The organism is Skermanella sp. TT6 (genome assembly GCF_016653635.2).
GTDB classification, from domain to species: domain Bacteria; phylum Pseudomonadota; class Alphaproteobacteria; order Azospirillales; family Azospirillaceae; genus Skermanella; species Skermanella cutis.
In genome coordinates this window covers 215,119-240,016 of the sequence record NZ_CP067420.1, presented here as the reverse complement: position 1 = coordinate 240,016, position 24,898 = coordinate 215,119, and the positions used below count along the sequence as shown (strand labels likewise).

Genomic DNA, 24,898 nt, shown 5'->3' with positions numbered 1-24,898 from the left:
GGCTGGGCACAGGCGCAGAGTGGCGCCGCCGTGCCGGCCGGCGGGATCACGCTACACCTCGACATCGATGCCCTCCCGTTCCGCGTAGCGCTTCAGCGCAGTCAGGAACAGCACCGTTTTGCTGACGTTGTCCGCCGTTGCCGCTTCGTTCATCTGCTCGACAAGGTCGTCCTCCAGCCACAGTGACCGCCGGACACCTCCTTTGCGGGATGCCGGATAATCGATCATCGTCCCGGCTTTCCGGTCCTCCAGCAGTTGCCGGATCGCCTGGCTGAAAAGGTCGCGGGGGAATATCCCCTGGGCGCGTGCGATGTCTTTGAGCTGGTCGAAGCCCCTTGGCGGGACGGAGGTGAATGAAACGCTCGTAAAACCTTCCCGATCGACCATGTCGCCAGCCTTGCCAGTGTCAATTTGTGACACATTAGCGGCTGCCGCCAAACGAGGCAAATATGTGGTAACGGCCTCAATCATCGTAGCACGCCATCGCGATGGTGCGGTCGACCATCAGGCTCACCGGATGTCCGATGATCTGCTCCAGCGTCGGCGGCACCTGCAGCTCGCGCTGGATGATCCGCTCGCCGATCGATGCGGCGTTATCGGCGGCAGCGCCCCCGATGTTAATCTGTGTCCCGCTGTTCCTGCCGCCGCGGGCCAGTCCACCGAGGACATCGAGCGCGGTCGCGGCGATCGCCGCACCGGCCAGGCGGCCATAGTGGTTGTTGACGTTGGCGGTGATCCCGGCCCGGCCGGCTCCATCCGTCGCGTCCATCCCCATCAGGTCCAGTTTCTTCCCGTCGGGCAGGATCAGCATCGTCCAGACCGCCTGCTGCCGGCGCTGGCCGTACTGGACCTCGTCGGAGAGCTTGCCGAACACCGTGGAGTCGCGCGGGATCAGCACGCACTGGCCCGTCCGGTTATCGTAGATGTCGGCGGAGACCCGGGCCACGACGTTGCCGCCCAGCTCGCTGTTGGTGGCGCCAGCCAGCTTCGCCGGGATGATCGTTCCGGGCCAGATCTCCCGCTCGCCCAGCGGCGCCTGGACCGACCGGGGAAGATACATGTCACCGCCGGCACCGTTCCGGTGCCGAAAGTCCTGGGCGAGCGTGCGAGGCTGTCCCGGAGCACCGGCATGCCTGTCAGCCACCATCCGAACGCCTGCCTGTTCCGCATCGCCCAGGCCATCGTCGCCGCCGACCGAAATGCCGCGCCTCACGGGTTTGCGTCCCGGCGAAGCTCCCGGGTGCTGGACAGCAGGCACGAGCCGGGATTCAGCCCCCGGAGGAAGATCGACCGCCGGGAGAAGCGGCGGCTCCGGGGGAACAGCGACGGATGCCGTCTGCGTTTCCCGGTAGTCGGACGGCAGCATGGACAGGTCGGGCTTGACGTTGCTCAGCAACGGCAGTGTCTCGGGCGGCTTCCGGCGGACCGTGCCGAACCCCGGATCGAATACGAAGACGGCGATGACTGCCGCAGCGCCGGCACCGGCCAGCCCGATCGTCACCTTGCGGTTCAATCCTCTCGGTTTCGGTGATCGCGGCCGCAAGGTGCCGGGCGCCTTGGTCTTGGGAAGCATGTCAGGTTTCCTTAACGCTTCAGGGTCAGGCGGACGGTGTCGTCGCCCAGCGTCAGGTTCAGCACCGGGACGACCTGATCGATTTCGATGAACCGGCCGGACGTGCGGTAATGGACGGTCATCGCGTCACCGCCGGCAGGCCGGGAGATCGACGGGGTCTCCAGGTTGCCCGGACCACCCGGCATGCCGATGCAGAGCTTCGAGCCGTTGTGGAACACGTCCCGGTCGGCCGGTCTCCAGGCGGGCTTGTCGCCCGAAACCGTGTAGCCGTACTGGACCTGGGAGACCGGCGTGTCGGTGCAGGACAGCACCGCCGGGCGGGTCTTTTCCCGCTCGTCGGCATAGGGCGGTTCGGGCAGGCCGAGGTTCGGTTCCTCCTGGCGGAACTTCACGGTGACGTTCGCGGAAGACTCGGTCGAAATCAGCTTGTAGGTGAAGGCCCCGCAATCGCTGTCGATCATCAGGTCGGTCCTCAGCCCCGGCTTGTTGGGCCGAACCACGACCTTCGAGACCGGATCGCGCGGCGTGCCGTGGAACGTCTTGGCGATCGTCCAGTTAGCCGGCTCCTTATCCTCAGCCGTGGCTTGTTGCTGGCCGTCCGCCTCATGGGAGGGATCTCCGAGCATCGGCGCTTTCTTCACCATCCGGCACCCCGGCGGGATCTCGATGGATGTCAGGTGATCCACCGCCGTCAGCACGTTGTAAACCGCCCCCGGAACGATGGGATAGACCAGGGTAGCGCCGATGAAGCGCTCGGCCCGAGGCATCTCCATGGCCTTGGCGTTGGCCCTGCGTGTCGCGGCGACAGGGTCCTGCTTCCGGGGCTTTTCCCTGATCACCGGGGCGGGAGGCATCAGCACAGGCACGACCTTCTCGACCACCCGGACAGGCGGTTCCGGCAGCACCGGCACCGGATGGAGTGCCGGCCCTCCCCGTGCCGTTGCACAAGCCGCCAGGAGGGCGGGCGAGACGATGGCGGCAAGCCTTTTCATTGCTCAAACTCTCCCGCCCCACGTGTCATATAGTATCACAAGCCAACCTTCGTGTCAGGGCGCGGTGTCGCTGCGCCAATCGAAATCGTGGATCGTCGTGCCAGCGGGATTGATGTTGAGCAGGGTACTGTCGGTCTGTCCCGTCGCGGTCGCCGTGAAGGTCGCCGTCATGGTGTAGGACGGGCGCGGCTGGCCGTGTTCCCAGACGGTCTCGGTCCAGGTCGCGTGGTAGCTGCTCCCTTCCATGGGCAGGACTTTCGGGAACGACATGGTGACCGTCTTCTTCGACATCCTGTCCGGGGTGTTGTAGGTCGCGAACGGGTCGAACCGGGCATTGTACTCGTTGAGCTTCCGCTTCGCGGTATCGTCCATGAAATCGTAGGCTTTCTCGATGTCGGCCCTCAGCTTCACGCCGTCCGCGGGGCGTGTCCGCACCCACTCGATCCACTGGGCAAGGTCGGCCGCGACCTGGGCACGCGTCGGCTCGTAGCGCTGGACCGCGAAACGCTGTGCCGGGCCGGCGACGATGCCGCTCTCGTCCACGGGGATCGCCCACAGGTCGAGCGGGGCGACGAACAGCTTGTAGATCAGCGCACCGGCGAGGACCAGGCTGACGGCGGTCGAGCCGAAAGCCGCCAACCTCCAGTTCTTCGCCCGCACGACCGGCGCTCCGATCCGGTCATCCCATTCCTGGCGGGCCCGCTGGAACGGCGTCAGGACAGGATATCCGGCGCCATGGTCCTCGACCTTGTCGGACCGGAACTCATGGCCTCCCATGGCCTTTCCCGCCGCGTCGGACGCCGCCTTGAACGGGTTGGACATCATTCCCGTACTCCTGTGTTGCTGGCAGTCATCCCGGCGCTTCTCTCGGCGCCCCGCGGGACGATCGCGTTGAGGCTGGCCGGGATCTTCAGGAGGTTCGATGAAGCACCATGACCCGGGTTCCTGGCCCAGGAGGGAGCATCGGACCGTGCCGGCTGTGCGGGAGCTTGCGCCGCCGCAGCACCCCAATTCTTCTTTTCCAAGGCTGCCCAGGACTTGAAGCCGGCATCGGTCGGGTTGGGGATGCCGTGCTCATCCTTGTACGCCTGGACCACGGCCATGCGGTGCAGGTTGGCGTCGCTGCCCTGGCCGATCCGCTCCGCCATCCTGTTCACCGGGGACAGGCGGTCGCCCAATCCCTCGGCGATCTGGCGCGTCGTCCTGCCCTTCGCCGCCTCCGCCCGGATGAGGTTTCCGACGCCCAGGCTGGACGCCAGGGCGGCATTCCGGGACCGTCCCTCGGGCGTCAGCGAGGTCGAGAGCGACGGGGTGTCGAAACCGCCGCCGCCGTCCAGGTTCAGCGCCCGCATCGTGACGTTGCGGTACTCCTCCGCCAGGGTGGCGCTGTTCACGGCAGGAGAGACACCGGCCCTGGCGAGATCCATCTTCATCGCCTCGATCCGGTCCAGTTCGCCCTCGATCCTCTGGGACAGCTCCGGATCGCTCTCCTGCATCTGGCTGCCGATGTCCCAGGCCAGACCGCGGTAAGCCTGTGCCCGTTCGTGCTCCGCGGTTTCCGGCGCCTTGAAGCTCACGCCGCCGTTGATCTTCCCCAGGGTCGCGGCATGCGCCCGCTCCGTGCGGTCGATGGTCTCGAGGGCGGAGGACGCCATCACGGGGTTTGCCCTCATCTGCCAGGACAGACCACCACGATTACCGCCGGGAGAACCCCCACCGTCGCCTCCAGGGGCAACGCCACCCATCGGAGGCAATCCGCCGCGTGTCGCCCCTCCGGTCGTGGCAGCGCGCAGCGCACCGGTTCCCGAAGCGGCTTTGGCGACGGCGGCACCTCCGACCGCGGCCACCGCGGCGGTCGCCCCGATCGCCGCCATCGTGCCTATCGCGGCTCCGGCACCCAGGGAGGGTCCCCCGCCGATCACACCCGCCACCTTGGAGGGGATGAACCACGCCAGGGCAGCCAGCACCAGCGATCCGAACGCCATGCCCAGGGCCTCGTTATAGGTCGGGGCGGTCGGGTCGGCGACCGTGCCCATCGTCGTCATCAGGACCGATCCGACCGATACGACGGTGGCCAGGGCGAACAGCTTGATCCCGGAGGCGAAAACGTATCCCAGCGCCTTCTCGCTGGCGAACGCCGTGCCCTTGAAGATCCCCAGCGCCACCATGAAGAAGCACCACACGACGCCGAGCTTGAACTCGATGATCGCGACCAGGACCTGCAGCGACATGATGAAGAAGGCGAAGACCACGATGATCATGCTCACGGCCAGGAGGACGTTGGTCCCGGTCAGCCACCCCCAGAAGCCCACGGCATCGATCAGAGGGGCGGCGATGCGGATGCCCGCGGATGCGATCTCGCTCGGATGGAGGAACTGGTCGGGCGTCATGGCGTTGCCGCCGGCCTTCAGGCCGAGCTGGACCATGCCGCCCATCAGCGCCCTCATCAGGCCGGACCAGTTCTCCAGCAGCCAAACGAAGAAACCGACCGTCATGAACTGCATGATCAGCAGGTTGATCGGGCTCTCCCGCAGGGTCAGGGCATTGCGCAGATGCGCCCACGTCAGGCCGATCACCGCCAGGGTGATCAGGACGAACATCACGTCGGGACGGATCGCCTGGACCGCAGCATCCCCGATGGCGATGTAGGCGTCGAGCAGCCTGTCAGCGACCGAGGTATTCATTTCTGTCCTTCTCCCTCAATCGCCCACGGGCTGCGCACCGGGACATAGTCGTTTTCTCCGAGATCCTTCATCGCTGCGTCGTGACGGTCAATCTGTGAGCATCCACGGTCGACCAAGAGGAGGATGCCGAAGATGAAGACAATCAGGATCGCCTTGGGCGTAAGAGTCGAAATCAACATTACATCCTCCTAGAATGGGCTGCGTACATTTACGGCATCATTCCCACTCAGTCCCTGCATCGCCCTCCGGTGAAGCTCTTCGGCTCTTTTTGCCTTTGCCTGCTCCTGGGCCATCGAGTGCTCGACTGCACGGAAGTGGGAGATCGAAACGGACTGCAAGGTCTGGGTCTCGCCGATCAGGCTGCCGATGAGCTGCGCCGTTCCCTGCTGGGCTGCCAGCATGCCGGGCGCTGACCGGACGGCACCGAGCTGCCGGCCGACGCGAACCTGGGATGCCGACTGCGCCTCTACCGCTCCTGACTGGACGCGCCAGGATTCCTCCGTCGCCCGGTGCGCCGCGTTGCGCCACTGCTCAGGCTTGGCGAACAGCTCCTCGGTCGACAGGCCATCCATGTCGTCCGGGTACAGGTCCTGGTATATCCCCGGCGCCTCGTCCGTGTCGTAGACTTCCGTTTCTCCAATAAGGGAGCGCTGCCGCATCATGGCGCCCTGGATATCCGCGCCGGTATCCACCTGCGACGGCTGCAAGTGCTTGAGCTGCGCCTGAAGCTGCCTCTGCTGCACGGCGAGCTGCCTGCTGAGGCACAGATTGCCCGCGATCATCGTCATCTGCTGGGCGATCTGCGCCGGGAGGGTCGCGCGCCCGCCGCCGAAGATCCCGCTGACGATGCTGGCCCCACCCCCCATGATGCTGCCGCCGATGTTGCACTTCACCGCCTCGACCACGCCGGAGACCGTGTCCTCGACCGGCTGCAGTACCGTATCGACGGCCTCTCCGATGGTGCTGTTCACCGTGCTGATCATCTGACCGGTGGCACGGTTGATGATCCGGTTGCCCTCGCGTGCGACGATGCCGCCGGAGACCAGGTCGTTCAGTCGGCGCAGCGCTCCCGTCTCGCCCCGTTCCACGGCCCGCCAGAACTGCTCGTCCGTGTCGAGGACGTTTCGCTGAAGACCGTCCACGTTCCTATCGAACTGACTGTCCGTAGTGCCGTTCCAGGCAGCCGTCCCCGTGCCCCCTGTCACCCGGTTGTCGGCGATGGCGTTGTTCCGGCTGGCGATGCTGCCCGGCATGTCGCTGTTCCGGCCGTTGCTGATGCTCCCGGAGATGCTGTTGCCTTCGATCCTGTTGTTCTCGGCCGAGATGACCCGCACGTCGCCCCGGATGTCGTTGCCGGTGACGACGCTGTTCTCCGCTTCGTTGTCCTGGAACTCGTCGGGGAAGCTCCCCAGCCGACCCAGGCGCGAATCGCCGTAGCCGCCGACCGAGACCGCCGTGTCCGCGGCGATGTCCACCGTGTTGTTGATGAACCTGACGCCGTCGCTGCCGGCCTTCCAGGTGATCCCTGCGAAGCCCGCCCGGCCCTTGATCGTGTTTCCCTGATAGGTCACGTCCACGACCGACACGTTGTCGATCCCTTCCTGCCGCCAGTTGCCGTCGATGGTGTTCCCGGCGACCACCACGCGCCCGTCGCCGGGCGCCATGTTGAAGATCTTGATGCCGTCCTGGCCGACCCCGGTGACCAGGTTGTTGGTGATCGTCACGTCGTGCAGTTTCTGGTATGACCCCCAGAACTTGATCCCGCCCGTGTCGCCGCTCCGGCTGGTCGAGACGATGTTCAGCCCGTCCACGGTGATGTGCGAAAGCCGGTTGCCCTGGATGGCCGCCCGGTTGCCCTGGGCCACGACCCGGGCAGCGCCCTTGCCATCGGCCGACACGAGACGGATCGGGGCGCCGGCAGCACCGTGCTTGTTCGAGAAGTCGAGGGACTGGTTATAGGTGCCGGCGCGCAGGGCTATGGTGTCGCCGGGGCGGGCGCGGTCGATGGCGGCCTGGACGCTATCCCCCGGCGACAGCGTGATCGTCTCGGCAAGGGCAGGCGTCGTGAGGACGGTGCCGGCCAGCAGGACCGTGGAGAGCAGCTTCATATCCGTTACTCCGCCGCCTGGGAGATGAGGTGCCGGGTCACGCCGTCGGGGTCGACCATGTCGGCCGCCCAGTCCAGGCCCTTGGCGCGCAGGAACGCCGGCAGGAAGACATCCGCGCCGCCAGACGCGAGCAGGCTGTCCGCGAGCTTGTGGTCGTCGGGATCGCTCGACCCGACCAGCGCCAGGCCGAGCTCGCCGAGCCCCAGTTCGAACAGCCGGTTTCCCGCGGCCGACGCGTAGTAGTATTGGCGCTTGCGCCGGGCACTCGCGATCAGGTCGACCTGCCGGTCGTTCAGGCCCTGCGCCGAGTAGTAGCCTCTGGTCTGGGGGTCGTTCGCCGCGGCGTTGGGCAGGTAGATCCGGGTCAGGCAATTGTCCCAGATGATCGGGGCGACCTTGCTGCTGGCGATGCTGGAGATCGTCTGCGTCGTGAAGATGACCGCGACCTTCTTCTTCCTCAAGGTCAGCAGCCAGTCCTCGATCTTCTTCGCGAAGGTCGTGTCGTCCAGGAACCGCCACCCCTCGTCGATGATCAGCAGGGTCGGAGACCCGTCCAGGGACTCCTCGATCCGGTGGAACAGGTAGGTCATCACCGGCACCGCGGCACTCGGCTGCTTGAGCAGCGAGCCCATCTCGAACGCCTGCCAGCGGCCCAGGTGCAGGGTATCGCGGTCCCCGTCGAGGAGATGTCCGAACGCTCCGCCCACGCAGAAGGGCTTCAGGGCATCCTTCAGGTCCCGGTCGCCCAGCCGCGCCCGGAGCACGGTCAGGCTGCGCTCCCCGACGGGACTGGTCGCCAGGCTCGCCAGCTTCTCGGCGACGTGGTTCTTCTGCTCCGGGGTCAGCTCCAGTCCGGCTTTGCCGAACAGGTCGTACAGCCACTCCGTGGCCCAGGTCAGTTCGGCGGGCGCGTCGATATAGGCGAGCGGCTGAAACCCCGGCGTCCCGCCCTGGGCGCCGATATCGTGGAACCGGCCGCCGGCACACAGCGTCGTCAGCCGGATGGACCTGTCCTTGTCGAAGGCGTAGACCCGCGCCCCCGGATAACGCAGGCACTGCAACGCCACCGAGGACAGCAGCACCGACTTTCCGGCGCCGGTAGGGCCGTAGATGACCGAGTGCCCGACGTCGTCGTGGTGGAAGTTGAAGTGGAACGGCGTGTTGCCTTCGGTGATCACCCGCATCAGCGCCGGGCCGTTCAGCTCGCCGTTCCAGGACTCGCCGGCCCACACCGCCGACAGTGGGGCCAAGTGGGCGAGGTTCATGGTGTTGACCAGCGGCTGGCGCACGTTGGCGTAGCAACTCCCGGGCAGGCTGCCGAGCCACGCCTCGAAGGCGTTGAACGTCTCGACCCTGGCTATGAAGTGCTTCGCCGTCAGCAGGCCGACCACCTTCTTGGCGTTGTCCAGGGCCTGGCCCAGGTTCTCGTGCCACACCGTGATCGTCGGGGTGACGTAGGCCATCGACACCAGCCCTTCCGCGACCTCCTGCAACGCCGCTAGGGCGTCGGCGTGCTTGGCGACCGCCTCGTGGTTCACCCGCTCGCTGGGCTCCCTGAGGACGTGTTCGGCGATCAGGGTCATGAAGCCCCTGCGCTGGCTGCCCCACCGGTTCACCCGCGTCTGAACGGCCCGCAGCGACTGCTGAGAACCGAGTGTGATCGCGCGCGTGCTCCACCGGTACTCGAAGCCCAGGCTGTTCAGGTCATCGAGCATCCCGGCGTGGGTCGAGGATGGGTATCCCCGAACCCCCACGGTGACCAGGTACCGTTCCGGCCGGGACGTGCCGTTGGCGTCCTCGGTGTAGCCGATCCCGACCCGCATGCCGGGCCACACCGGCTGTTCCGCCAGGAGCGAGTCCAGGAACATCGGGACCTCGGGCATCGCCACCTGGTGCCGCTCCAGCCCCAGGGGATGGTGCAGGAAGGTCAGCAGATCATCGCCATTAAGGAGACGCGCGAGGGGCATGAAGGCGCGCAGCATGTCGCCGATCTCGGTGACGCGATGGGCGAAGTAGTCGACCTGTTCGATGCCGGAGCCTTCGCGCTCGCCGTCTTCCCCCTCGATCAGCAGGCCTTCCAGCCGGCTGGACGCATCGCCCGGCGGCAGGTAGGTCAGGGCCAGGACGTAGTCGGACTCAAGCTGCCGGCCGCTGCCCTGGACAAGGTTTCGACGCTCCAGGTCGAACAGGGCCGCCGCGTGGCAGGGCCAGTCGGCATCCGGGTATTCCGACGTGTAGAAGCGATCCGCGATCAGGTGAACCGCCCAGCGGTCCCCCAGGTGCTTCAGCATCGTGCCCAGGCCGGCGTAGTAGGTCACCAGGACTGAGGTGGTCGTGCTTTCCAGGTCCGGCCCGCGATAGCGGATCAGGGCGAGCAGGCTGCCGTCCTTCTGCGCCATCACGAACGGGTATTGCCCGAACGGCAGCGCCGCGTAGGGCAGATAATCCGCCAGGGACCTGGGCTGCTCGCGGTACTCTTTCAGATTGAGCATGATCTAACCCCCCAGGAACGGCAGGCGCGCCCGGGCCCGCCGCGTGATGAAGTCGAACATGTGCGGGTCGATCCCGGTGAGGTGGCGGGCGACGGTCCAGAGCCCGACGGTCAGCAGCACGCCGCCGGTCACCTTGTGAAGCGAGAAGACCAGCAGGGCCCCCACGGTCCCGATCAGGATGGCGGGAACGCGCGCCACCCCCTTGATCGTCACCGGCTCCAGCAGGCTCTGATGGAGGGTGATCCGGAACCCCGGAACGTCGTCGCCCGCCATCTCAGAACACCATCCCGGCGGTCAGGCCGAACAGGCCCATGAAGAACAGCAGGCCGACCCCGACGATCGATCCGGCGAAGATGATGCCGGCGAAGGTCCGCATGCCCTGGCCCGCGGCGAACGCCATCGTCAGACCCGATGCCACGATGGCGATGGCGATGATCGACCCCGCGACCGGACCGGTGATGGAGTTCGCGACCTGCGACAGCGGGTCTTCCCAGGGCATGCCGCCGCCAGCGGCCCGGGCGGGAGCCGAGGCCATCGAAGCCAGTCCCGACAGCGCGAAGGTCCTGGCGGTGAGAGCGATTTCGCGAAAGCCCATGTCCATCTCCTGTCTTGCCGCTGTGCCATATAGTGACATAGTGTCATAAAGTATCACAAACGGGCAGTCCCATCCAGCCCTCAGGAGATGAGCTCGGTCTGGAATTCCCCGTCCTTATACCCGGTCGGCTTTCGGATCTCGGTCACCCGCCGCACGCCTTCCTCTGTCCGCTCGATGAACACGGCCACCTTGACGGATCGCATGATCAGGCGGTGCTGGGGACAGGCGGTGACTTCTCCGACAAGCTCCTCCAGCCGGTTGAAGATCTCCGCGGCGCTGTCAGCATGGATGGATCCCAGGCCGCCGGGGTGGCCGGTGTTCCAAGCCTTCAGCATGGCCAGGCAGGGTGCCCCTTCCCGGACTTCCCCGATCACGATCCGGTCCGGGCGCAGGCGCATCTTGGCCTTGATGATGTCGTGCACGGTGACGACGGGATCCATCTCGCGCGCCAGCAGGGATGCCATGTCCGGCGCCGAGCACTGGAGCTCGTCCCGGTCCTGGCCGATCAGGATGCGGTGCCGGGTGAACCCGGGAAGCGCCAGCAGCGCGTTCAGCAGCGTCGTCTTCCCGCTGCCGGTCGACCCCCCGACGATGATGTTGATGCGCCGGTCGACGGCATCTTCCAGGACATCGGCCTGCCGCCGGGTCATGATGCCGTCCCGCACGTAGTCGGCCAGCGTGAACACGACCGGCGGCTTCTTCCGGATGGTGAACATCGGCGCCCGCGAGACCGGCGGCAGAATGGCCTGGAAACGCTCTCCCGTCTCGGGAAGGTCGGCCGACAAGAGCGGCCGGTTCCAGCCGATCCCGGTCTCGCCGACATGGTCGGCCACCAGGTCGATCACCTGGAGCGCGTCCTCCGGGTCCATCGTCTCGCCCGTGCACGCCCTGCCGCCGGTCAACCGGTCCACCCAGATCCTTCCATCCGGGTTCAGCATGACCTCGACCACGTTGGGGTCATCCATGGCGCCGCGGATCGTGCCACCCAGCGCGCGCCGGTAGGCCGCCAGCGTCCGGCCGGACGCGATCTCGTTCCTCATCCCGCGTCCTCCGCCAGTTCGGATTTCACCTTGTCGACGGCGGCCAGGAACGCGTCGAACTTCCCCTGGCTGCCGCATATCGTCTGCGCCAAGGTATCCAGGTAAGCCCGGACCTCCAGCAGCTCCCACATCATCCGGTCCTGTCCGACAGTCAGGGCCGCGACCCGCTCATGGATCGTCTCGACGCCGGCCTGGGTGTCTTCGGCGTAGATGAAGCGCTCGACCGCGGCGACCAGTACGGCGGTCCGGGTCGTGCCGGCCCTGGTGGCGATCTTCTGCACCTTCGTGTCCAGGTCGGCCGGCAGCCGAAGATCAAACCGGGCTTTGGGAGTGCCCGCCTTCTGCCGTTTCATGCGCCGTCTCCCTTGATCGCCAGGATTCTCTTCCGCCGCGGCCTGGTCACCGGCACGACGGTTTCAGCCGGCGGCGCTCCGGGTTCCGCCGCCCCGTCCTGCGGGTCCGGGAGATCCCGGGGCGCCGCCCGGGGCTCCTTCGTCCCCGGCCGCTTCCTTGTCGGTGCATCCTCCGGCGGCTTCTTCGGATCGGCCTTCCTGGGCATCGGCGGGCAGGACGCCTGCATGCCAAGCCATCCGATCCCGACCTTCCCGGGGAGGTCGGGGTAGTTGCCCGCGCCGTCGCCCACTTCGGCCGCCGGCAGCAGGCGGTCCCGGAACACCGGCTCCTCGTCGTACCGCACCTTCTTCGCCCTGAACTTCGGATAGCCGGTGACCAGCAGGTACTCGTCTCCCGGCTCCAGCTCGCGCACATCGCCGGGAGACACGATGTCCCGATGGACCTCGTTGGTGACGATGGACTTGTTGCCGAGCATCACCCCGAACCGGCTCCCCTGGAGGTTCTCCATCTGCCGGTACTCGGTGTCCTTCCCCAGCATCCCCGACAGCTGCTTCTGCGTCGTCGGATCGGCGGAGGCGAAGATCACGGTGACGTGGCAGTTCTCCCGGATCGTGTTGTAGCGGGTATAGGCAGCGTCGATGTCGTTGAAGCTCTGGACAGTCTTGAACGACTTCACCCCGTACTGGGCGAACCGTTTCATCAGCAGCTCGTAGCTTTTCATCCTCTTCAGCGCCGGGAACTCGTCCGCGACGATCAGGCAGTCGTGCTTCTTCTTGCGCCCCCGGTTGTCCCGGCTGAGATGGCGCATGTTCACGGTCAGGAACTGCTTCATCATGACCCGAAGCAGGACGATCAATGTCTCCTCGTCCGAAGCCGGCATGGACAGGTAGACCGAGACCGGGTGATCACTGCACATGACGTCGCCCATGGACCACTGCGACGTCTGGGTGGTCCATTCCACGACGGGGTTGTCGAACAGGCTCAGGTGCGAGTCCGCGGTCGCCAGGACCGACGAGAGGTAGCGATCATTCCCCTTCGCCCGCTCCAGCAGCGCCTGTGCCGCCCGCTCGACGACGGGATGCGGACGATCGCCCAGGTGCCGGGTATTCCGCATCTCCCAGGACAGGTGCTCCATCGGCCGGACGAGCTGCCGGCGGACGCCCGCCAGGGTCTTCTCCGGGTCCGGGGCGGCGTAGAGCTGATGCAGGATCAGGCCGGTATAGAATTCCCGGGTTGCCCGGTCCCAGATGTCCGGCTCGTCGCGAACCCCGGCAGGATCGGTCAGGATCGCCGCGATGGCCTGGGCATCCCCGACCTCGTCCTCACCCTTGCGGACTTCGAACAGCGGGTTGAACCGCGCCGACCGCCTGTCCAGGGGATTGAAGTAGATGCAGTGGGAGAAGGACTTGCGCCAGCCGCTGGTGCCCTCGAACCTGTACTCCTCGTTCTCCGTCCCGAAGAACAGCTCCTCCTTGGTGTCCAGGATGAACGCCGACCCCGGGTGCGACAGCAGGGTCGGAACCACCGTGCCGCGCCCCTTGCCCGACCGGGTGGCGCCCGACACCAGCACCGCTTCCGCCCCGTGATGGGTCAGCAGTCGGCCGTCCAGCTTGCCCAGGACCACGCCCCTGTCATCGAGGAGCCCGGCACGCTTCGCATCCTTCAGCGTGCCCCAGGTGCCGGCGCCGAATTCCGGCGGCTGTGATGCGCAACCACCCGCCCTTCCCAGGCGGGCCAGCAGCAGACTGAGCGTCAGCCCGGCCAGCATCGTCCCGCCGGCTATCGCGAAGGGCGTCTGGTGGACCTGGCCCCACTGGCCGGCCCAGGCCACCAACTGCCCGGGCCAGTACACCGGCACCCCGAACGGCTTCCAGCCGCCCAGCGCCGAATGGAAACCGAACCGCGACGCCAGCCAGTATGTCGGCCCCCAGGTAGCCGCGGCGATCCCCAGCACGCTGGCCGTGCCGACAAGCTTGTCCCTCAGTGTCATTTTATATCACTCCTCTTCAGTATCTGTGGCCCATCCCCCGCTGCAGCTCCCGAAGCTTCTCCAGCGCCCGGACCCGTTCCGATCCGGCGTAGAACGCGCCGTACCGCTCCATCAGCTTCGCGTCCGCCGCCGCGCGCAATCCATCACGCAGGGCGACCCGCTCCGCTCCCCGCAACCCGCGCAGGTCCCGCGCCGCGTTCCGCTCCAGCGGCAGGCCCTTCACCGTCCAGTGGGTGAAGTCCCGGTCCCCCTGCGGCTCGAAGGCGCCCCACACGGGCCCGGACAGACGCACGTCGTCGCGGGCGATCTTCCCTGTCGGGTCGCGGAGCCGCTCGCCGAAGGCCGCATCCAGCTCGCGCGCCACCCTGACCGCGTCGTCGTATGGGCCGACGCTGACCGTCAGGCGCTTCGCCTTGTCCGCCGCGAAGTGCATCTGGTACGGCAAGCCACGGTCGGCCAGATCGGCCAGGACGGCCTGGGTCGTCGGATGCCACCGCTCAGCCGGGACGTTCAGGTGAAGCTGCCAGCCGGCCGCCTTCCCAAGCCCCTCCGCCTGCCCGATACCGGCCTCCGGAGCGCGCCGGCGCTTCTCCGAAGACGCGGCGATTTCCTGCGCTGACCGCAAGCCCAGCTCCTTCGTCGCGACCTCCATCGCCCGCGTCCTCATGCCGTGCCGGATGTACTCCCGGTCGATTACCAGATCACCGCCCCGATCATCCCGCCCGCGGATCAGGACATGAGCATGGGGGCGTCCGGTGTCATAATGTATCACAGCGCACCATGTTAGTCTGGAGCCCAGATCCCGCTCGTACCGGGCCATCACGTCGCGGACGTAGCGCCGCATATCGAGCCGGTCGCCCCGTTCCGGCGAGATGATCGTTTGGAAATGATGCCGATCTTCCGACCACTCCTCGGCCAGGCCCTTCGGGTCGACATCATCCCCGGTCGCCGTGAAGCCGCGCGCGTCCTGGCCGTCAAGGCCCGCCGCTCGCTTCTCGAGGTACCGGGCATGGGCCGCCGCCTTCGCCGCCGGCTGGATCTTCGTCTTGACCGTCACGCGCTGCTGGGAAGCTGCCGCCGGCCGGACATAGGCCCACCGCCCGCGTCCCATGATCGTCGGGGCTTTCAGCCGGCTGGCACTCGCCTCCATCGCTCCATCGACCGGCTTTCGCATATGCATGCGAGGCTCGATCCCGTCCTCGTCACGCTTGAAGAAGTATCGCGACCTTCGGCTCATCGGCACCTCAAGACCTCCCCTGTCATATCTGGAACCCATCCGGATCAGTGTACGGATTTTTTCTGGACGGCCCGCCGTCACACAGGCGATCACCCGCGTGATCGCACGGTTTCCTGCTGTTTGGTCCGGATTGGCTTTCCTTCTTGCTTATGCTCCCTCATGCCCCCCGGGTTCCAGGTCCCCGCTCGACGGTTCCGGCCCGCCGGCCGCCGCGCCCTGCCCCGTTCCGGCGCGGCCACCGGACCGCCTGGCGTGCCCGGCACGGAACGTCCTGGTCGGATTATCGGCCCTGCGCCGCCGGCCGCAACTTTCTTGTCGGCCATGGAACGGATCTGGACCGCGATTCCGCATCGCCGTTCCCCGGGCTCGGCATGCCGGCGCTTTGGCTGGCCGGAGATCTCGCCGGCCCCGGGCCGGGCATCGCGGACCGATCGGGCGCCATGTGGCCGCATCCTGGACGTAGGTTCGACGGCACCGTCGCGTCTGTGTCACGCCCTTGTCGCGTCTGTGCCACGCCTTCGTGACGCTGTGGCGACGCTGCGTGTCGCATTACTGTAGCGCTTCCGCGACTTGATCGCTGGCAGCGGGCGGATGGGAACTGGTTTGGTGGGGATCAGGGTGGCCGGCCCCAGGACCTTGCCATTTCCCGCATCGGGACGAAGTCCCGCTCCCCGAACGCGCTTCCCTCTCCAAGGCGCAGGCCTTGATGTAGTGTAATCATCTACACTTTCGAGGCCGGCATGAAGACGATCACCGCGGCGGAGGCGAACCGCCGGTTTTCCCATCTGCTCCGCGAAGTCCGCGACGGGACATCCTATCTCGTGACCTCGCATGGCGCGCCGGTCGCGACGCTGGCACCGGCGGATGGCGAGTTGCGGACGAGGATGCGGGCGCGCGACGCCCTGCTGGCCCGTCCGCGGGGGCAGCCGGCAACCGACATCGGCCGCTGGAACCGGGACGAACTCTATGACGACGATGACGAAGGCGCGGCGCCTCCCGGCGGGACCGAAGCGTGAAGCTGGCCCTGGACACCGACCCTGGCCTACGCCGAGGGTGTCGACGGATCGGAAGCCCAGGCACGGGCCGCCGCCCTGGTCGCGGCGCTGCCGCTGGTCAACGTCGTCGTTCCCGTGCAGGTTCTGGGCGAACTGTTCCGGGTGCTGACCCGCAAGGCCAGGCGTCCGGCCATCGAGGCGCGGGCGTCGGTGCTGGCGTGGCGGAACGGTTTCGCGACGCACGACACCACGGCGGCGGCGCTGGCGTCGGCCATGGATCTGGCGGCGGACCACGGCGTTGCCGCGTGGGATGCCGTGATCCTGGCGGTCGCCGCGGACGCTGGCTGCCGCCTGCTGCTGTCGGAGGACCTGCACGACGGCTTCACGTGGCGCGGCGTCACGGTCACCGATCCCTTCTCCGCGCAGCGCCATCCGCTTCTGCTCGCCGTTCTCGACGCCGAACTCTGAACCGGCGTTCCATGGGTTTCACAGACACCGTGCCCGGGTGCTGAAGCCTGTTCCGAACTCTGCGGATCTGACAAGCCTGTCCCCTCGGGCATGGCGGCGTAGAGCTCGCGACACGCTCCAGAAATCCGACCTTAGCAGGTGCGATGCAGCCGTATGGCGTATGTCTGATGAGTCCCTGACGGTTCCCGGACACGTCCTTCTACATTGTTTCGACGCTGGCGAGACAGGTGACCGATGCCGCGGCGCGAGGATGCCATGGCCGAACTGCGGGCGGCGCTTCCCGCGGCGCCGGGGATCCGGTCGTCACTCCACCAGTGGATGCGCGCGCACTACGACGACGTGTCTACGCTTCTGGTTCTCCCGCGGTTTGCGTGGAAGGCCCTGAAGTGGGGCTGGAGTTCCTTCGGGAGGAGCAACATATAGTGGTACATGCATGAGCTCCTCCCAATCCCGGACTGCCGCATCGACAAGGTGAGGCAGGCTGGCCCGGCTGACCTTTGCGTTGCCGTTCAGGGAACGTGATCCGGTGCGTCGTGTCCGGACTGCCGCACCGCCAGCCAGGCTGTCCACAGATACCGTGTGATCGGGAACGGGATCACCGCTAGATCCAGCAGAAACTACACCGGACGATGCTTGTCCAAGCTTTCCCAGATCACGCGCACCGGCCCGGTCTGGACGGACAGATCCGCCGTAGTTGAGATAGGCGCTGCCAGGATGACGGCGCCGGCCTATGCAGTAGGCGACAATACGGTTCAGAGCGTCTCCGGTATCCATCTCCCGCTGGCCGACGACGGCGAGACGGTCGACATGATCTTCACCTTCGTCGCTTACCGGACGACCTGATGAGTATCTGCTCGTTCAGGAAGCTCGTCCGACCGCATTCGCCAGTGCTGCTGCGAGGGTAGCATCCAGATACGGCTTCTGAAGAACGGTGCTCAAGGGAAAGACACCGTCGATTCCGCCCATGCCATATCCGGTCGTGAACACGACCGGCACGCCTCGGGACGTCAACGCCTCGGCCACGGGAAACACGCGCTCGCCTGCAATGTTGACGTCGAGCACGGCCGCATCGAGTTCCGCTCCTACCAGCTCCATGGCACGCCGCACCCGCCCGACCGGTCCGACCACGACACACCCGAAGCGTTCCAGTGTTTCCTTGACGGCCATGGCGACCAGTACCTCGTCCTCGACGACAAGGACCCTGAGCGCCTGCAGGCTCTGCACTGCGGTCATCCCGTTGTGTTCCCCACGAAAGGGAAATCGATCACGCACCTGGCGCCCGTGGGTGGGAAATCCAGAATGACGTTGCCGTCCAACTGATTGGCCAACCCATCCCCGATGAGCTGCGATCCGAACCCTCGCCGCGCCGGCGGCGTGACCGGAGGTCCGCCAACCTCCTCCCACCTGACCCTGAGACGGCATTCTCCCGTTTCATCGACGATCGACCATCCGAGCCGCACCTGCCCGTCCGGTACGGATAAGGCTCCGTACTTGGCGGCATTGGTCGCCAGTTCATGGAAGGCCATGCCCAGGGCAACCGCATCCTGGGGCGGCAACCACACGGCGGGGCCGTCGATTACGGCACGGCTACGGCCATAGGGCGCCAGTTCGGCCTGGGCGAGTTCGACCAGCGGCGCACCCTCCCAGTTGCCGCGCGTGAGCAGGTTATGGGCATTCGACAGGGCCAGCAACCGCCCCTCGAAGGACTGGACGAACGCTGCTGGCGTGGAGCACGACCGCGAGGTCTGCCGGGCGATCGACTGTACCGCGGCCAGGGTGTTCTTGACCCGGTGGTTGAGCTCGTTGATCAGCAGCTTGCGGTGCTCGGCCTGCTTCTGCACCGTGCCGAACAGCCGGGCATTGTCAACCGCCACGGCCGCCTGGGCCGCAAGACCGACAACCAGCCGCTCGACGCGGGCCGTGAAGACACCGGGCTCGCCGTGTCCGAGGATGACGCCGCCCAGCGTCTCTCCCGACCGGGAGATCACGGGTACCGCCAGGTAACTGCGGACCGGGGGGTGACCAGGGGGCATGCCACGATGCGGCGCATTGCGCCCGTATCGCGGGTCCTGGGTGATGTCGTCGGATCGGACGGTCGTCTCGCCCCGGAAGGTCGGGGTGAACAAGGCTGTTTTGCGGGGCATGGGGTACCCGGCGAACATGGCGGTACCTGGGCCTGACAGGGCGTGCAGGGTGTAGGCCTCACCACGCTCGCCGACCACGTTGTAGAAGAAGGCTCCGATCTGGGCGCCGGCCAAGCGGGTGGCACCGTCGGTGACGGACTGAACCAGTTGGTCCAGATCCAGTTGCGCCGAAACCTCGGTCCCGACGGTGTTGATGGTCTCAAGCTCCTGGGCCCGCAGCCGCTCGGCTGCCGAGGCGCGCTCCGCATCCACGCGCGCCCGCGCCTGGGCCCAGGCGGCGGCGGATACCATGCCGGTCGCGAGAAGACCGCCGGCCGCGACGACCCACACCAGCTCACGTCCCGAGGTGCCGTCCAGGCCATCCCCTGCCGCGTAAGCCACGGTCCAGTGCCGGCCCGCGACTTCCAGCGGGCGCTCTGTCCGATACTGCGCCCCGCCATCAACGCTCCAGCCTTCGGAACGGTGCATCACGGCTCCCGCGGCCGGATCGCCGTCGTGGATCTCCAAGGCGACGCTGGGCTGTACCCCGCCAAGGAGTTTGCCGAGCAGGTCGTCGGCCCGAAACGGAGCATAGGCATGCCCGAGGAGAAGGCGCCGGCGCTCCTCGACGGTGTCCGGGACATCGCGTCCCCGGTACACCGGCACATAGATCAGGAAACCTGCCTGGGCATGCTGCCCGATCTCCTGTACCAGCCGGACCTTGCCGGAGGCGGCGGGTTCACCGGAGTCGCGTGCCAGTTCCATGGCCGCACGGCGCACCGGATCGGTCGCCATGTCAAAGCCGGTGGCCGCCTTGTTCCGGCTGTCGAGCGGCTCCAGGAACACGATCGAGTGGATCTCGCTCCGCGGAGCGGCAGGCCAGATGCGAAACCCCTCAAGCCCCTGCCGCTGCATATCCGCTTCCAGACGCTCGACTTCATCCGGCGACACATGCGCACTGAAGCCGAGGCCCTGAATTCCGGGGTAGCGCTCCGGAAGGTTCAGCCGCGTCGCGAAGGCAGCGAACTCGGTCCGGGTCACGTCGTCGCTCGCCGCGAACAGGGCAGCCGTGGCCCGAAGGACCGCAACGTAGGTTTCCATGCGGTCTTGGATGGCGGCGTGGGTTTGCTCAACCTCCTGGAGAAAGCGATCCTGGCCCTCGAGGTCCATCGCGCGCCAGGATCCAGCTGCCGCGACAGCCGTGGCGAGGCTCCCCATGGCCATGACCATCACCGGCCAGGTATGGCGCCTCCGCATCAGTCCTCGCAGCGCTGAAGCGACGACAGAAGCGGTCAGCATTGTCGTCCTGGCTGCAGGACGGAAGCCACGGCTTCCAGGATGACTCCATCGGAAACAGGCTTGATCAGGATGTCCGCCGCGAACTCCCTGCCGTCAAGGCAGGCCCGCTGGTAATCGCCCGTCAGGAAAATCACGGGCACTGCCCGCGATGCGAGTTCGGCCGCGACCGATATGCCGTCGATCGCTCCCCGAAGACCGATGTCGACAAGCGCCAGATCGGGTGGATGGTGATCCGCTTCCACCAAAGCTTCCGTGCCGGTACAGACAGGCCCGACAACGACGTAGCCGCTGGTCTCCAGGACTGCCTGGAAGTGCAGGGCAACTACCGCGTCATCCTGACAAAGCAGAATGCGTGAGCTGCCTGCGGTGGACGACATCGCCAGGGGATCCTCAGCCAGGTACATCATGTTCCTTGATCACGAAGAAGCTGGGGAACATACGGTGCATATGGTTAATAAATAGTTAAAATTTATAACCTGGTGTACTTAGGGGGTCCGGGGGGCCGCCCGCCACGCAGCGATGGTGTCCTCGGTGAACCGGATCGTCAGCGAGCCGCGCTGCCACGTAAACAACGTTTGCGCTGACAGCGTCAGGCGGAGCGAAGCTCCGCTGAGAGCTGCCAGAGCCCGCCCTTCATGAGCTTGCCAGTCGGGAACCATGTAGCGGCGCTTCGGGACCCGGTGGCGGCGGTCGGCAGTGTACGTGTGCGGCATGGGCAGGCGGTTGATCAGCACGGGACCCGCCCTCTATCCCGCATCCTTTCCGAGGGCGATCGCAGTATCCGTGCCCCAAGCCACCGTCGGCATGGTAGTGTGGCCGACGGCAAAGTCATCGCATGCCGTGCCAGTAACCCTGATGCCTACCGGAAATCATTTACCCGCCTGATGTCATGCCGCTGCTTGCTTATGGAGTTGACGAAGCCGCTTATCACGCTTGGGCAATGTCGCCCTCTGCTTGGGAGGAATTGAAGGCCAGCTATCGGGATCTGGGGCTCACTACCCCATGCTGCGGGGCGGCAGTCATCCCCGTCCGCTCACCGACCGGCTGGCAATTCTTCCGCCATAAGCCGAACACGGTCTGCACCATTCGCGAGAGCTTGGCGCACATCGCCTGCAAATCGATCATGGCGCGTGCGGCAGCCCGGCTCGGTCTGGACGTCACCACGGAGGCGCGTGCGGACGACGGAACCTGGGTCGCCGATGTGCTCGTGCGGCATCCGGATTGGACGGTGGCTCTCGAAGCCCAACTCTCCCGCATTCCGTTGGCGGCCATTGAGGATCGCCAGGAGCGTTACCGGGAAGCCGGTATTCGCGGCGCGTGGCTGGTCGGCTACGACATCGCCAGGCTTGGGGCCCGGCGCGACCTTCCTCTGTTCCGCCTGGAGGTGAAGCAGGCCGAGCGCCTCGCACCGGCGGTGATCGAGTCCGCGCCGGATAGGGCACCAGCACGAACTGATCTGGCGACGTTCACTGAGAAACTGCTGACCGGGCGCGTCCGCTTCAAGGGACCACCTTCCCGGGCCGGTGCTCCATCGGTAGCGACCGTGCCATCGGTATGCTGGAAATGCTGCCGCGACATTGATCTGGTCGTGGCCCTCGTCAATTTTCCGGCGCATACCGTTTTCGCGCCGCACGGCATCCTGCCGGCGTGCGATCTTGGCAAGCTTCCCGAGGCGCTGGCCGTCTACCAGAGAGCCATTTCCACGCTGCATGGAGCGTGCGAGTCGCTCACCCCGCTGCGCCGTCCGCCGCCCTCCCGCATCGCGACCGGCATGCGCGCGCACTGTCCTTGGTGTGATGCAGCCATTTCCCTGCAGAGGGTTCCCGAAACAACCCTGGCATCTTGCAGATGGCATCTCTGCTGGACACTCGCCGGCAAACCCTGGGCACCGTCGAAGCTGCACTCCTCACGCTGGACCTGGAACGGGTCAGCGGACTGAGGCAGGATGATCCGGGTTTTTCTCGGTTGCCGGCCGTGCGCCGCTTCGGCAAGAGCGGCTCGATGCGGGTCCATTCGCAGTCGGTCAGCACATGACGCGTCATGGGAGCTCCCCGCCAGATTCGCCCTGGAGTCTTCAAGTGGATGTGCAATGGAGGGCAGTTTCATGGATCGCACGATCTGGCATTGCCACATCGCCATCTCCCTGGACGGCAAGATCGCCCGCCCCGATGGGTCTGTCGACGACTGGCTGGCGGCGGATTACCCGGCTGAGCACTTCGGTTTCGACGCCTTTCTCGCTGGCGTCGACGCGATCCTGATGGGCCGTGGAACGTACGGCGCCCTCCGTCGCTTCGGGGCTGGCCGTACCCCGGCAAGCCCGCAGTTGTCCTGACGACACGGCCGCTGGACGACCCGCTACCGGCCGGCGTTGAAACCCGCTCCGGTGACATAGCCGCCGTCGCCGCCGAGTTGGAGGCCTGGGGCTATCGCCGCGTCTGGATCGAAGGCGACGGCCAGGTCGTTCGGTCCGTGATCGGGATCGGCAGGATTGACGTGCTCGAGATGGCTGTGATCCCCGTCATTCTGGGAAACGGCATTCCGCTCTTTCCGCAGGGCACCGGCGAGCTGAAACTTCGGCTCGTCAAGTGCGAGACCAGGGCAAAGAGCGCCCTGCATCTGGTCTACGAGCGCGCGGACTGACCCAACATAGAAGCGACTTTGAAACCGGGGTCTGGGACGGCCGTGGTCACGTGGCTGGGACTGGTGGCGGTGGCACTGGTCCTCACGGATCGGATCGCCGCGCTGACCGACGGGGACTGTGGGAGATCAGCGTCATCCGCTTCTGGTCTCCGTTCTCGACGCCGAACTCTGAACCCGCGTTCGATGAGTATCACCGACACTGTGTCCTGGCACTGAAACCTGTTCCAGATTCCGCTGATGGCGGGATTGCCTGTCACCAGTCCGTGCCGTCACCCGAGTACCCTGGAGGCGCCGGTGGCAACGGGTCCTTCAGCGACGACGGCGCGGAGCTGGGTGGCGGCCGACACCGGTTCGGACGGGAGAGGCCGTTGGGGTTCAGGCCGGTCAGTGCCGGTTTCCGGGATCTCCTGGACGCGGTGGAAGACTGACGAGCATTCTCTTGCGGATAGGGAGTGCTGTAGCGCTCGCGACACGATCCCGTGACGCAACCTCGACAGGTGCGATGCAGCCGTATGGCGTATGTCTGATGAGTCCCTGACGGTTCCCGGACACGTGCCTCTACACTGTTTCGACGCTGGCGAGACAGGTGACCGATGCCCCGGCGCGACGATGCCATGGCCGAACTGCGCGCGGCGCTTTCCGGGGCGCCGGGGACCCGGTCGTCACTCCATCAGTGGATGCGCGAGAACCACGACGACATGTCGGTGCTTCTGCAGGAGGTCCGGCCCAACTGGCGGAGGCTGGCCGACGCATTCACCCGCATGGGTTTGACCGACGGAAGCGGCAAGCCGCCCCGGCCGCAGACCGCGCGCCAGACCTGGTGGCGCGTCCGGCGGGCGACGGCGCAGGGACGGCCCGCGCCGCGCGCGGAGGCGCGGGGTTCTCCGGCGGCATCCGATGCCGGTGACGTCCTGGCACGGCTGGTGGCCGAAATGAACGAGCGGAGCGGAAGGAGGAACTGAATGGCGAACGGCGATGATCAGGGAACCGCCCCCACTCCCGTCCCGGTCCTCGCGGTGGGTCTGGGCCGCGGGTTCGGCGGCAAGTCCACCGGGCTCGCCGAGCTGGTCTGGCGCGCGCGGCATCAGGGCCGCGACGTGATCGTGGCCGACGGCGACGTGCGGTCGAGGACGCTGGCCGGCCTGTTCCCGGACGAGGCGCTGGCCCCGCCCACCGGGGAACTGCCCGACATCAAGGCCTGGCTGACCCGGATGCTGAACCGGATGATCCGCGAAAAGCGCTCGGCCGTGCTCGATCTCGGCGGCGGCGACCGGGTTCTGCAGGAGTACGGGCGCGACCTGCGGCTGGTCGAGTTCTGCGCCCGGCGCGGCATCGAGCCGCTGGCGCTGTATTTCCTGGGGCCGGAGGAGGAGGATCTGCGGCACGTCCTGTCGATCTGGGAGGCGGGCTACTTCCGTCCCGCGCGGTGTCTGCTGGTGCTGAACGAGGGCGTGATCCGGGAAGGCCGGACGGTGGCGGGCGCGTTCGAGCGGACGGTCGGCGATCCCGGCTTCAAGGCGATGGTCGGCGCCGGCGCCGTGCCGCTGCTGATGACCCGGCTGGCGTGCATGGACGCGCTGAGGACGCTCGGCGCCGGCTTCTACCGGGCGGCGGCGGGCGACGGGATCGAGATCGATCCGGTCGAGCAGTTCATGGTCGAGGACTGGCTGGCCGACCTGGAGGCCAAGCGCGCCCGGGTGGGCGCCTCGGCCTGGCTGCCGTGACCGGCGGCGCCGTCGGGCACGTCGAGGAGTATTGCGCCCGGGCGGGAATGCGGCCGGACAGCCCGCTCCGCCTGGCGCTGCTGACCGCGACGCGGACGGCGGAAGCGGCGCGGGAGGCGGTCGGCGGGGCGCGCGGGCTGACGCCGGAGGGCGAGGCCGAACTGATCCGCCGGGTCTGCGAGGCCTCGGCGGCGAGCACCGCCGCCGAGGCCGGCCGGATCGTCCGGCGCCTCGACCTTGGCATGGTGCTCGGGGCGGCCGGACTGCTGGTGATCTGTGCGCTGCTCGCCTTCGCCGGCGGGTACTGGGCGGGGCGGGGCGAAACGGCGGCTCTTGGGGCGGAGATTTCGGTGATCCTGCGCAATGACGCGGACGCGGCGAAGGCGTGGCTCCCCCTGATGCGGAACAATGACGTGAAAGCCGCTTTGGAGAAATGCCGCGGTGCAGCGCTCTGGGTCAGCAATGGTCGAAACGCCTGCCTCGTGCCGCTCTGGCTCGATGGACCGGGCGCGGCTCCCAAACATTGACCGACACGTTGGTCGTGATGGCCCATAGCTACAGGGTAGAAACCAATAAGATCTCAG

The 24,898-nt window shown here is 66.8% G+C and carries 26 protein-coding genes; 9 read left to right on the top strand and 17 right to left on the bottom strand.

All coding sequences use genetic code 11. The features are described from left to right. Positions 1-51: 51 nt before the first annotated feature. The 14 genes from IGS68_RS01125 to IGS68_RS01060 all read right to left on the bottom strand — a co-directional run bounded on the left by IGS68_RS01125 (position 52) and on the right by IGS68_RS01060 (position 15,008). On the bottom strand, positions 52-471 hold the full coding sequence (locus IGS68_RS01125) for a hypothetical protein (RefSeq protein WP_201076708.1): 420 nt from the start codon (positions 469-471) through the stop codon (positions 52-54). After that, positions 464-1,573 carry a TraB/TrbI/VirB10 family type IV secretion system protein gene (locus IGS68_RS01120; protein ID WP_201076706.1) on the bottom strand — a complete coding sequence of 370 codons (1,110 nt, stop codon included), beginning with the start codon at positions 1,571-1,573 and terminating at the stop codon, positions 464-466. The genes IGS68_RS01125 and IGS68_RS01120 overlap by 8 nt, the downstream gene beginning before the upstream one ends. Positions 1,574-1,584: 11 nt before the next feature. Continuing rightward, positions 1,585-2,565 carry a TrbG/VirB9 family P-type conjugative transfer protein gene (locus IGS68_RS01115; RefSeq protein WP_201076704.1) on the bottom strand — a complete coding sequence of 327 codons (981 nt, stop codon included), beginning with the start codon at positions 2,563-2,565 and terminating at the stop codon, positions 1,585-1,587. Between the two features lie 54 nt (positions 2,566-2,619). Beyond that, a complete protein-coding gene (gene trbF / locus IGS68_RS01110; protein ID WP_201076703.1) occupies positions 2,620-3,390 on the bottom strand; it encodes a conjugal transfer protein TrbF in 771 nt (256 codons plus the stop codon). Continuing rightward, positions 3,387-5,249, bottom strand: coding sequence for a P-type conjugative transfer protein TrbL (gene trbL / locus IGS68_RS01105; RefSeq protein WP_201076701.1), 1,863 nt, complete (start codon positions 5,247-5,249; stop codon positions 3,387-3,389). Before trbL ends, trbF begins: the two co-directional genes overlap by 4 nt. Further along, positions 5,246-5,428 carry a hypothetical protein gene (locus IGS68_RS01100; RefSeq protein ID WP_201076699.1) on the bottom strand — a complete coding sequence of 61 codons (183 nt, stop codon included), beginning with the start codon at positions 5,426-5,428 and terminating at the stop codon, positions 5,246-5,248. The genes trbL and IGS68_RS01100 overlap by 4 nt, the downstream gene beginning before the upstream one ends. Positions 5,429-5,437: 9 nt before the next feature. Continuing rightward, entirely contained in the window at positions 5,438-7,357 is a 1,920-nt protein-coding gene (locus IGS68_RS01095; protein WP_201076697.1) for a hypothetical protein, read from the bottom strand. 5 nt (positions 7,358-7,362) lie between these two features. After that, the gene (locus IGS68_RS01090; RefSeq protein ID WP_201076695.1) at positions 7,363-9,849 is read right to left on the bottom strand and encodes a VirB4 family type IV secretion/conjugal transfer ATPase; all 2,487 of its coding nucleotides are present in this window, start codon (positions 9,847-9,849) and stop codon (positions 7,363-7,365) included. A gap of 3 nt (positions 9,850-9,852) precedes the next feature. Then, complete coding sequence (locus tag IGS68_RS01085) at positions 9,853-10,122, bottom strand: VirB3 family type IV secretion system protein (RefSeq protein WP_201076693.1); 270 nt, start codon at positions 10,120-10,122, stop codon at positions 9,853-9,855. Position 10,123: 1 nt separating this feature from the next. Continuing rightward, positions 10,124-10,444, bottom strand: a complete 321-nt coding sequence (locus tag IGS68_RS01080) for a TrbC/VirB2 family type IV secretion system protein (protein ID WP_201076691.1) — start codon at positions 10,442-10,444, stop codon at positions 10,124-10,126. 80 nt (positions 10,445-10,524) lie between these two features. Next, positions 10,525-11,484: a P-type conjugative transfer ATPase TrbB gene (gene trbB / locus IGS68_RS01075; RefSeq protein WP_201076689.1), complete on the bottom strand. Its 960-nt coding sequence runs from the start codon at positions 11,482-11,484 to the stop codon at positions 10,525-10,527. After that, positions 11,481-11,837 (bottom strand): hypothetical protein, encoded by a 357-nt coding sequence (locus IGS68_RS01070; RefSeq protein WP_201076687.1) that lies wholly within the window; start codon positions 11,835-11,837, stop codon positions 11,481-11,483. The genes trbB and IGS68_RS01070 overlap by 4 nt, the downstream gene beginning before the upstream one ends. Next, positions 11,834-13,828, bottom strand: a complete 1,995-nt coding sequence (locus IGS68_RS01065) for a type IV secretory system conjugative DNA transfer family protein (RefSeq protein ID WP_201076685.1) — start codon at positions 13,826-13,828, stop codon at positions 11,834-11,836. The genes IGS68_RS01070 and IGS68_RS01065 overlap by 4 nt, the downstream gene beginning before the upstream one ends. Before the next feature lie 16 nt (positions 13,829-13,844). Beyond that, positions 13,845-15,008, bottom strand: coding sequence for a relaxase/mobilization nuclease domain-containing protein (locus IGS68_RS01060; RefSeq protein ID WP_201076683.1), 1,164 nt, complete (start codon positions 15,006-15,008; stop codon positions 13,845-13,847). Between the two features lie 797 nt (positions 15,009-15,805). Between IGS68_RS01060 and IGS68_RS01055 the strand changes: the two genes are divergently transcribed. From IGS68_RS01055 to IGS68_RS35870, 3 genes are all read left to right on the top strand, one after another. Further along, complete coding sequence (locus IGS68_RS01055; RefSeq protein ID WP_201076681.1) at positions 15,806-16,081, top strand: type II toxin-antitoxin system Phd/YefM family antitoxin; 276 nt, start codon at positions 15,806-15,808, stop codon at positions 16,079-16,081. Between the two features lie 21 nt (positions 16,082-16,102). Then, positions 16,103-16,528, top strand: a complete 426-nt coding sequence (locus IGS68_RS01050) for a PIN domain-containing protein (protein WP_371821898.1) — start codon at positions 16,103-16,105, stop codon at positions 16,526-16,528. A gap of 714 nt (positions 16,529-17,242) precedes the next feature. Continuing rightward, positions 17,243-17,371 (top strand): hypothetical protein, encoded by a 129-nt coding sequence (locus tag IGS68_RS35870; protein ID WP_256445745.1) that lies wholly within the window; start codon positions 17,243-17,245, stop codon positions 17,369-17,371. A 15-nt stretch (positions 17,372-17,386) separates the two neighbouring features. Here IGS68_RS35870 and IGS68_RS01045 read toward each other — a convergent pair whose 3' ends face one another. The 3 genes from IGS68_RS01045 to IGS68_RS01035 are packed head-to-tail and all read right to left on the bottom strand — an operon-like array spanning position 17,387 to position 20,357. Beyond that, positions 17,387-17,761, bottom strand: a complete 375-nt coding sequence (locus IGS68_RS01045) for a response regulator (protein ID WP_201076679.1) — start codon at positions 17,759-17,761, stop codon at positions 17,387-17,389. Beyond that, a complete protein-coding gene (locus tag IGS68_RS01040; RefSeq protein ID WP_201076677.1) occupies positions 17,758-19,950 on the bottom strand; it encodes a CHASE domain-containing protein in 2,193 nt (730 codons plus the stop codon). The genes IGS68_RS01045 and IGS68_RS01040 overlap by 4 nt, the downstream gene beginning before the upstream one ends. Then, positions 19,944-20,357 (bottom strand): response regulator, encoded by a 414-nt coding sequence (locus IGS68_RS01035; RefSeq protein ID WP_201076675.1) that lies wholly within the window; start codon positions 20,355-20,357, stop codon positions 19,944-19,946. The genes IGS68_RS01040 and IGS68_RS01035 overlap by 7 nt, the downstream gene beginning before the upstream one ends. 557 nt (positions 20,358-20,914) lie before the next feature. Here IGS68_RS01035 and IGS68_RS01030 point away from each other — a divergent pair. The 6 genes from IGS68_RS01030 (at position 20,915) to IGS68_RS01005 (ending at position 24,841) form a co-directional block, all read left to right on the top strand. Further along, positions 20,915-21,889, top strand: coding sequence for a competence protein CoiA family protein (locus IGS68_RS01030; RefSeq protein WP_201076673.1), 975 nt, complete (start codon positions 20,915-20,917; stop codon positions 21,887-21,889). Positions 21,890-22,054: 165 nt separating this feature from the next. Next, on the top strand, positions 22,055-22,282 hold the full coding sequence (locus IGS68_RS01025) for a dihydrofolate reductase family protein (RefSeq protein ID WP_201076671.1): 228 nt from the start codon (positions 22,055-22,057) through the stop codon (positions 22,280-22,282). After that, a complete protein-coding gene (locus IGS68_RS01020) occupies positions 22,279-22,590 on the top strand; it encodes a dihydrofolate reductase family protein (protein WP_201080974.1) in 312 nt (103 codons plus the stop codon). The genes IGS68_RS01025 and IGS68_RS01020 overlap by 4 nt, the downstream gene beginning before the upstream one ends. Before the next feature lie 593 nt (positions 22,591-23,183). After that, positions 23,184-23,552, top strand: coding sequence for a hypothetical protein (locus IGS68_RS01015; RefSeq protein WP_201076669.1), 369 nt, complete (start codon positions 23,184-23,186; stop codon positions 23,550-23,552). Further along, entirely contained in the window at positions 23,553-24,314 is a 762-nt protein-coding gene (locus IGS68_RS01010) for a hypothetical protein (protein ID WP_201076667.1), read from the top strand. After that, positions 24,311-24,841, top strand: a complete 531-nt coding sequence (locus tag IGS68_RS01005; protein WP_201076665.1) for a hypothetical protein — start codon at positions 24,311-24,313, stop codon at positions 24,839-24,841. The genes IGS68_RS01010 and IGS68_RS01005 overlap by 4 nt, the downstream gene beginning before the upstream one ends. The last annotated feature ends 57 nt before the right edge of the window (positions 24,842-24,898 follow it).

Coding starts and splice junctions, on each gene's coding strand:
- IGS68_RS01080 (WP_201076691.1), bottom strand. CDS start 10,444: ATGGGCTTTCGCGAAATCGCTCTCACCGCCAGGACCTTCGCGCTGTCG.
- IGS68_RS01055 (WP_201076681.1), top strand. CDS start 15,806: ATGAAGACGATCACCGCGGCGGAGGCGAACCGCCGGTTTTCCCATCTG.
- IGS68_RS01065 (WP_201076685.1), bottom strand. CDS start 13,828: ATGACACTGAGGGACAAGCTTGTCGGCACGGCCAGCGTGCTGGGGATC.
- IGS68_RS01115 (WP_201076704.1), bottom strand. CDS start 2,565: ATGAAAAGGCTTGCCGCCATCGTCTCGCCCGCCCTCCTGGCGGCTTGT.
- IGS68_RS01040 (WP_201076677.1), bottom strand. CDS start 19,950: ATGCTGACCGCTTCTGTCGTCGCTTCAGCGCTGCGAGGACTGATGCGG.
- trbF (WP_201076703.1), bottom strand. CDS start 3,390: ATGATGTCCAACCCGTTCAAGGCGGCGTCCGACGCGGCGGGAAAGGCC.
- IGS68_RS01025 (WP_201076671.1), top strand. CDS start 22,055: ATGGATCGCACGATCTGGCATTGCCACATCGCCATCTCCCTGGACGGC.
- IGS68_RS01010 (WP_201076667.1), top strand. CDS start 23,553: ATGGCGAACGGCGATGATCAGGGAACCGCCCCCACTCCCGTCCCGGTC.
- IGS68_RS01095 (WP_201076697.1), bottom strand. CDS start 7,357: ATGAAGCTGCTCTCCACGGTCCTGCTGGCCGGCACCGTCCTCACGACG.
- IGS68_RS01045 (WP_201076679.1), bottom strand. CDS start 17,761: ATGACCGCAGTGCAGAGCCTGCAGGCGCTCAGGGTCCTTGTCGTCGAG.
- IGS68_RS01035 (WP_201076675.1), bottom strand. CDS start 20,357: ATGATGTACCTGGCTGAGGATCCCCTGGCGATGTCGTCCACCGCAGGC.
- IGS68_RS35870 (WP_256445745.1), top strand. CDS start 17,243: ATGACGGCGCCGGCCTATGCAGTAGGCGACAATACGGTTCAGAGCGTC.
- IGS68_RS01070 (WP_201076687.1), bottom strand. CDS start 11,837: ATGAAACGGCAGAAGGCGGGCACTCCCAAAGCCCGGTTTGATCTTCGG.
- IGS68_RS01085 (WP_201076693.1), bottom strand. CDS start 10,122: ATGGCGGGCGACGACGTTCCGGGGTTCCGGATCACCCTCCATCAGAGC.
- IGS68_RS01100 (WP_201076699.1), bottom strand. CDS start 5,428: ATGTTGATTTCGACTCTTACGCCCAAGGCGATCCTGATTGTCTTCATC.
- IGS68_RS01015 (WP_201076669.1), top strand. CDS start 23,184: ATGCCCCGGCGCGACGATGCCATGGCCGAACTGCGCGCGGCGCTTTCC.
- IGS68_RS01120 (WP_201076706.1), bottom strand. CDS start 1,573: ATGCTTCCCAAGACCAAGGCGCCCGGCACCTTGCGGCCGCGATCACCG.
- trbB (WP_201076689.1), bottom strand. CDS start 11,484: ATGAGGAACGAGATCGCGTCCGGCCGGACGCTGGCGGCCTACCGGCGC.
- trbL (WP_201076701.1), bottom strand. CDS start 5,249: ATGAATACCTCGGTCGCTGACAGGCTGCTCGACGCCTACATCGCCATC.
- IGS68_RS01090 (WP_201076695.1), bottom strand. CDS start 9,849: ATGCTCAATCTGAAAGAGTACCGCGAGCAGCCCAGGTCCCTGGCGGAT.
- IGS68_RS01125 (WP_201076708.1), bottom strand. CDS start 471: ATGATTGAGGCCGTTACCACATATTTGCCTCGTTTGGCGGCAGCCGCT.
- IGS68_RS01060 (WP_201076683.1), bottom strand. CDS start 15,008: ATGCATATGCGAAAGCCGGTCGATGGAGCGATGGAGGCGAGTGCCAGC.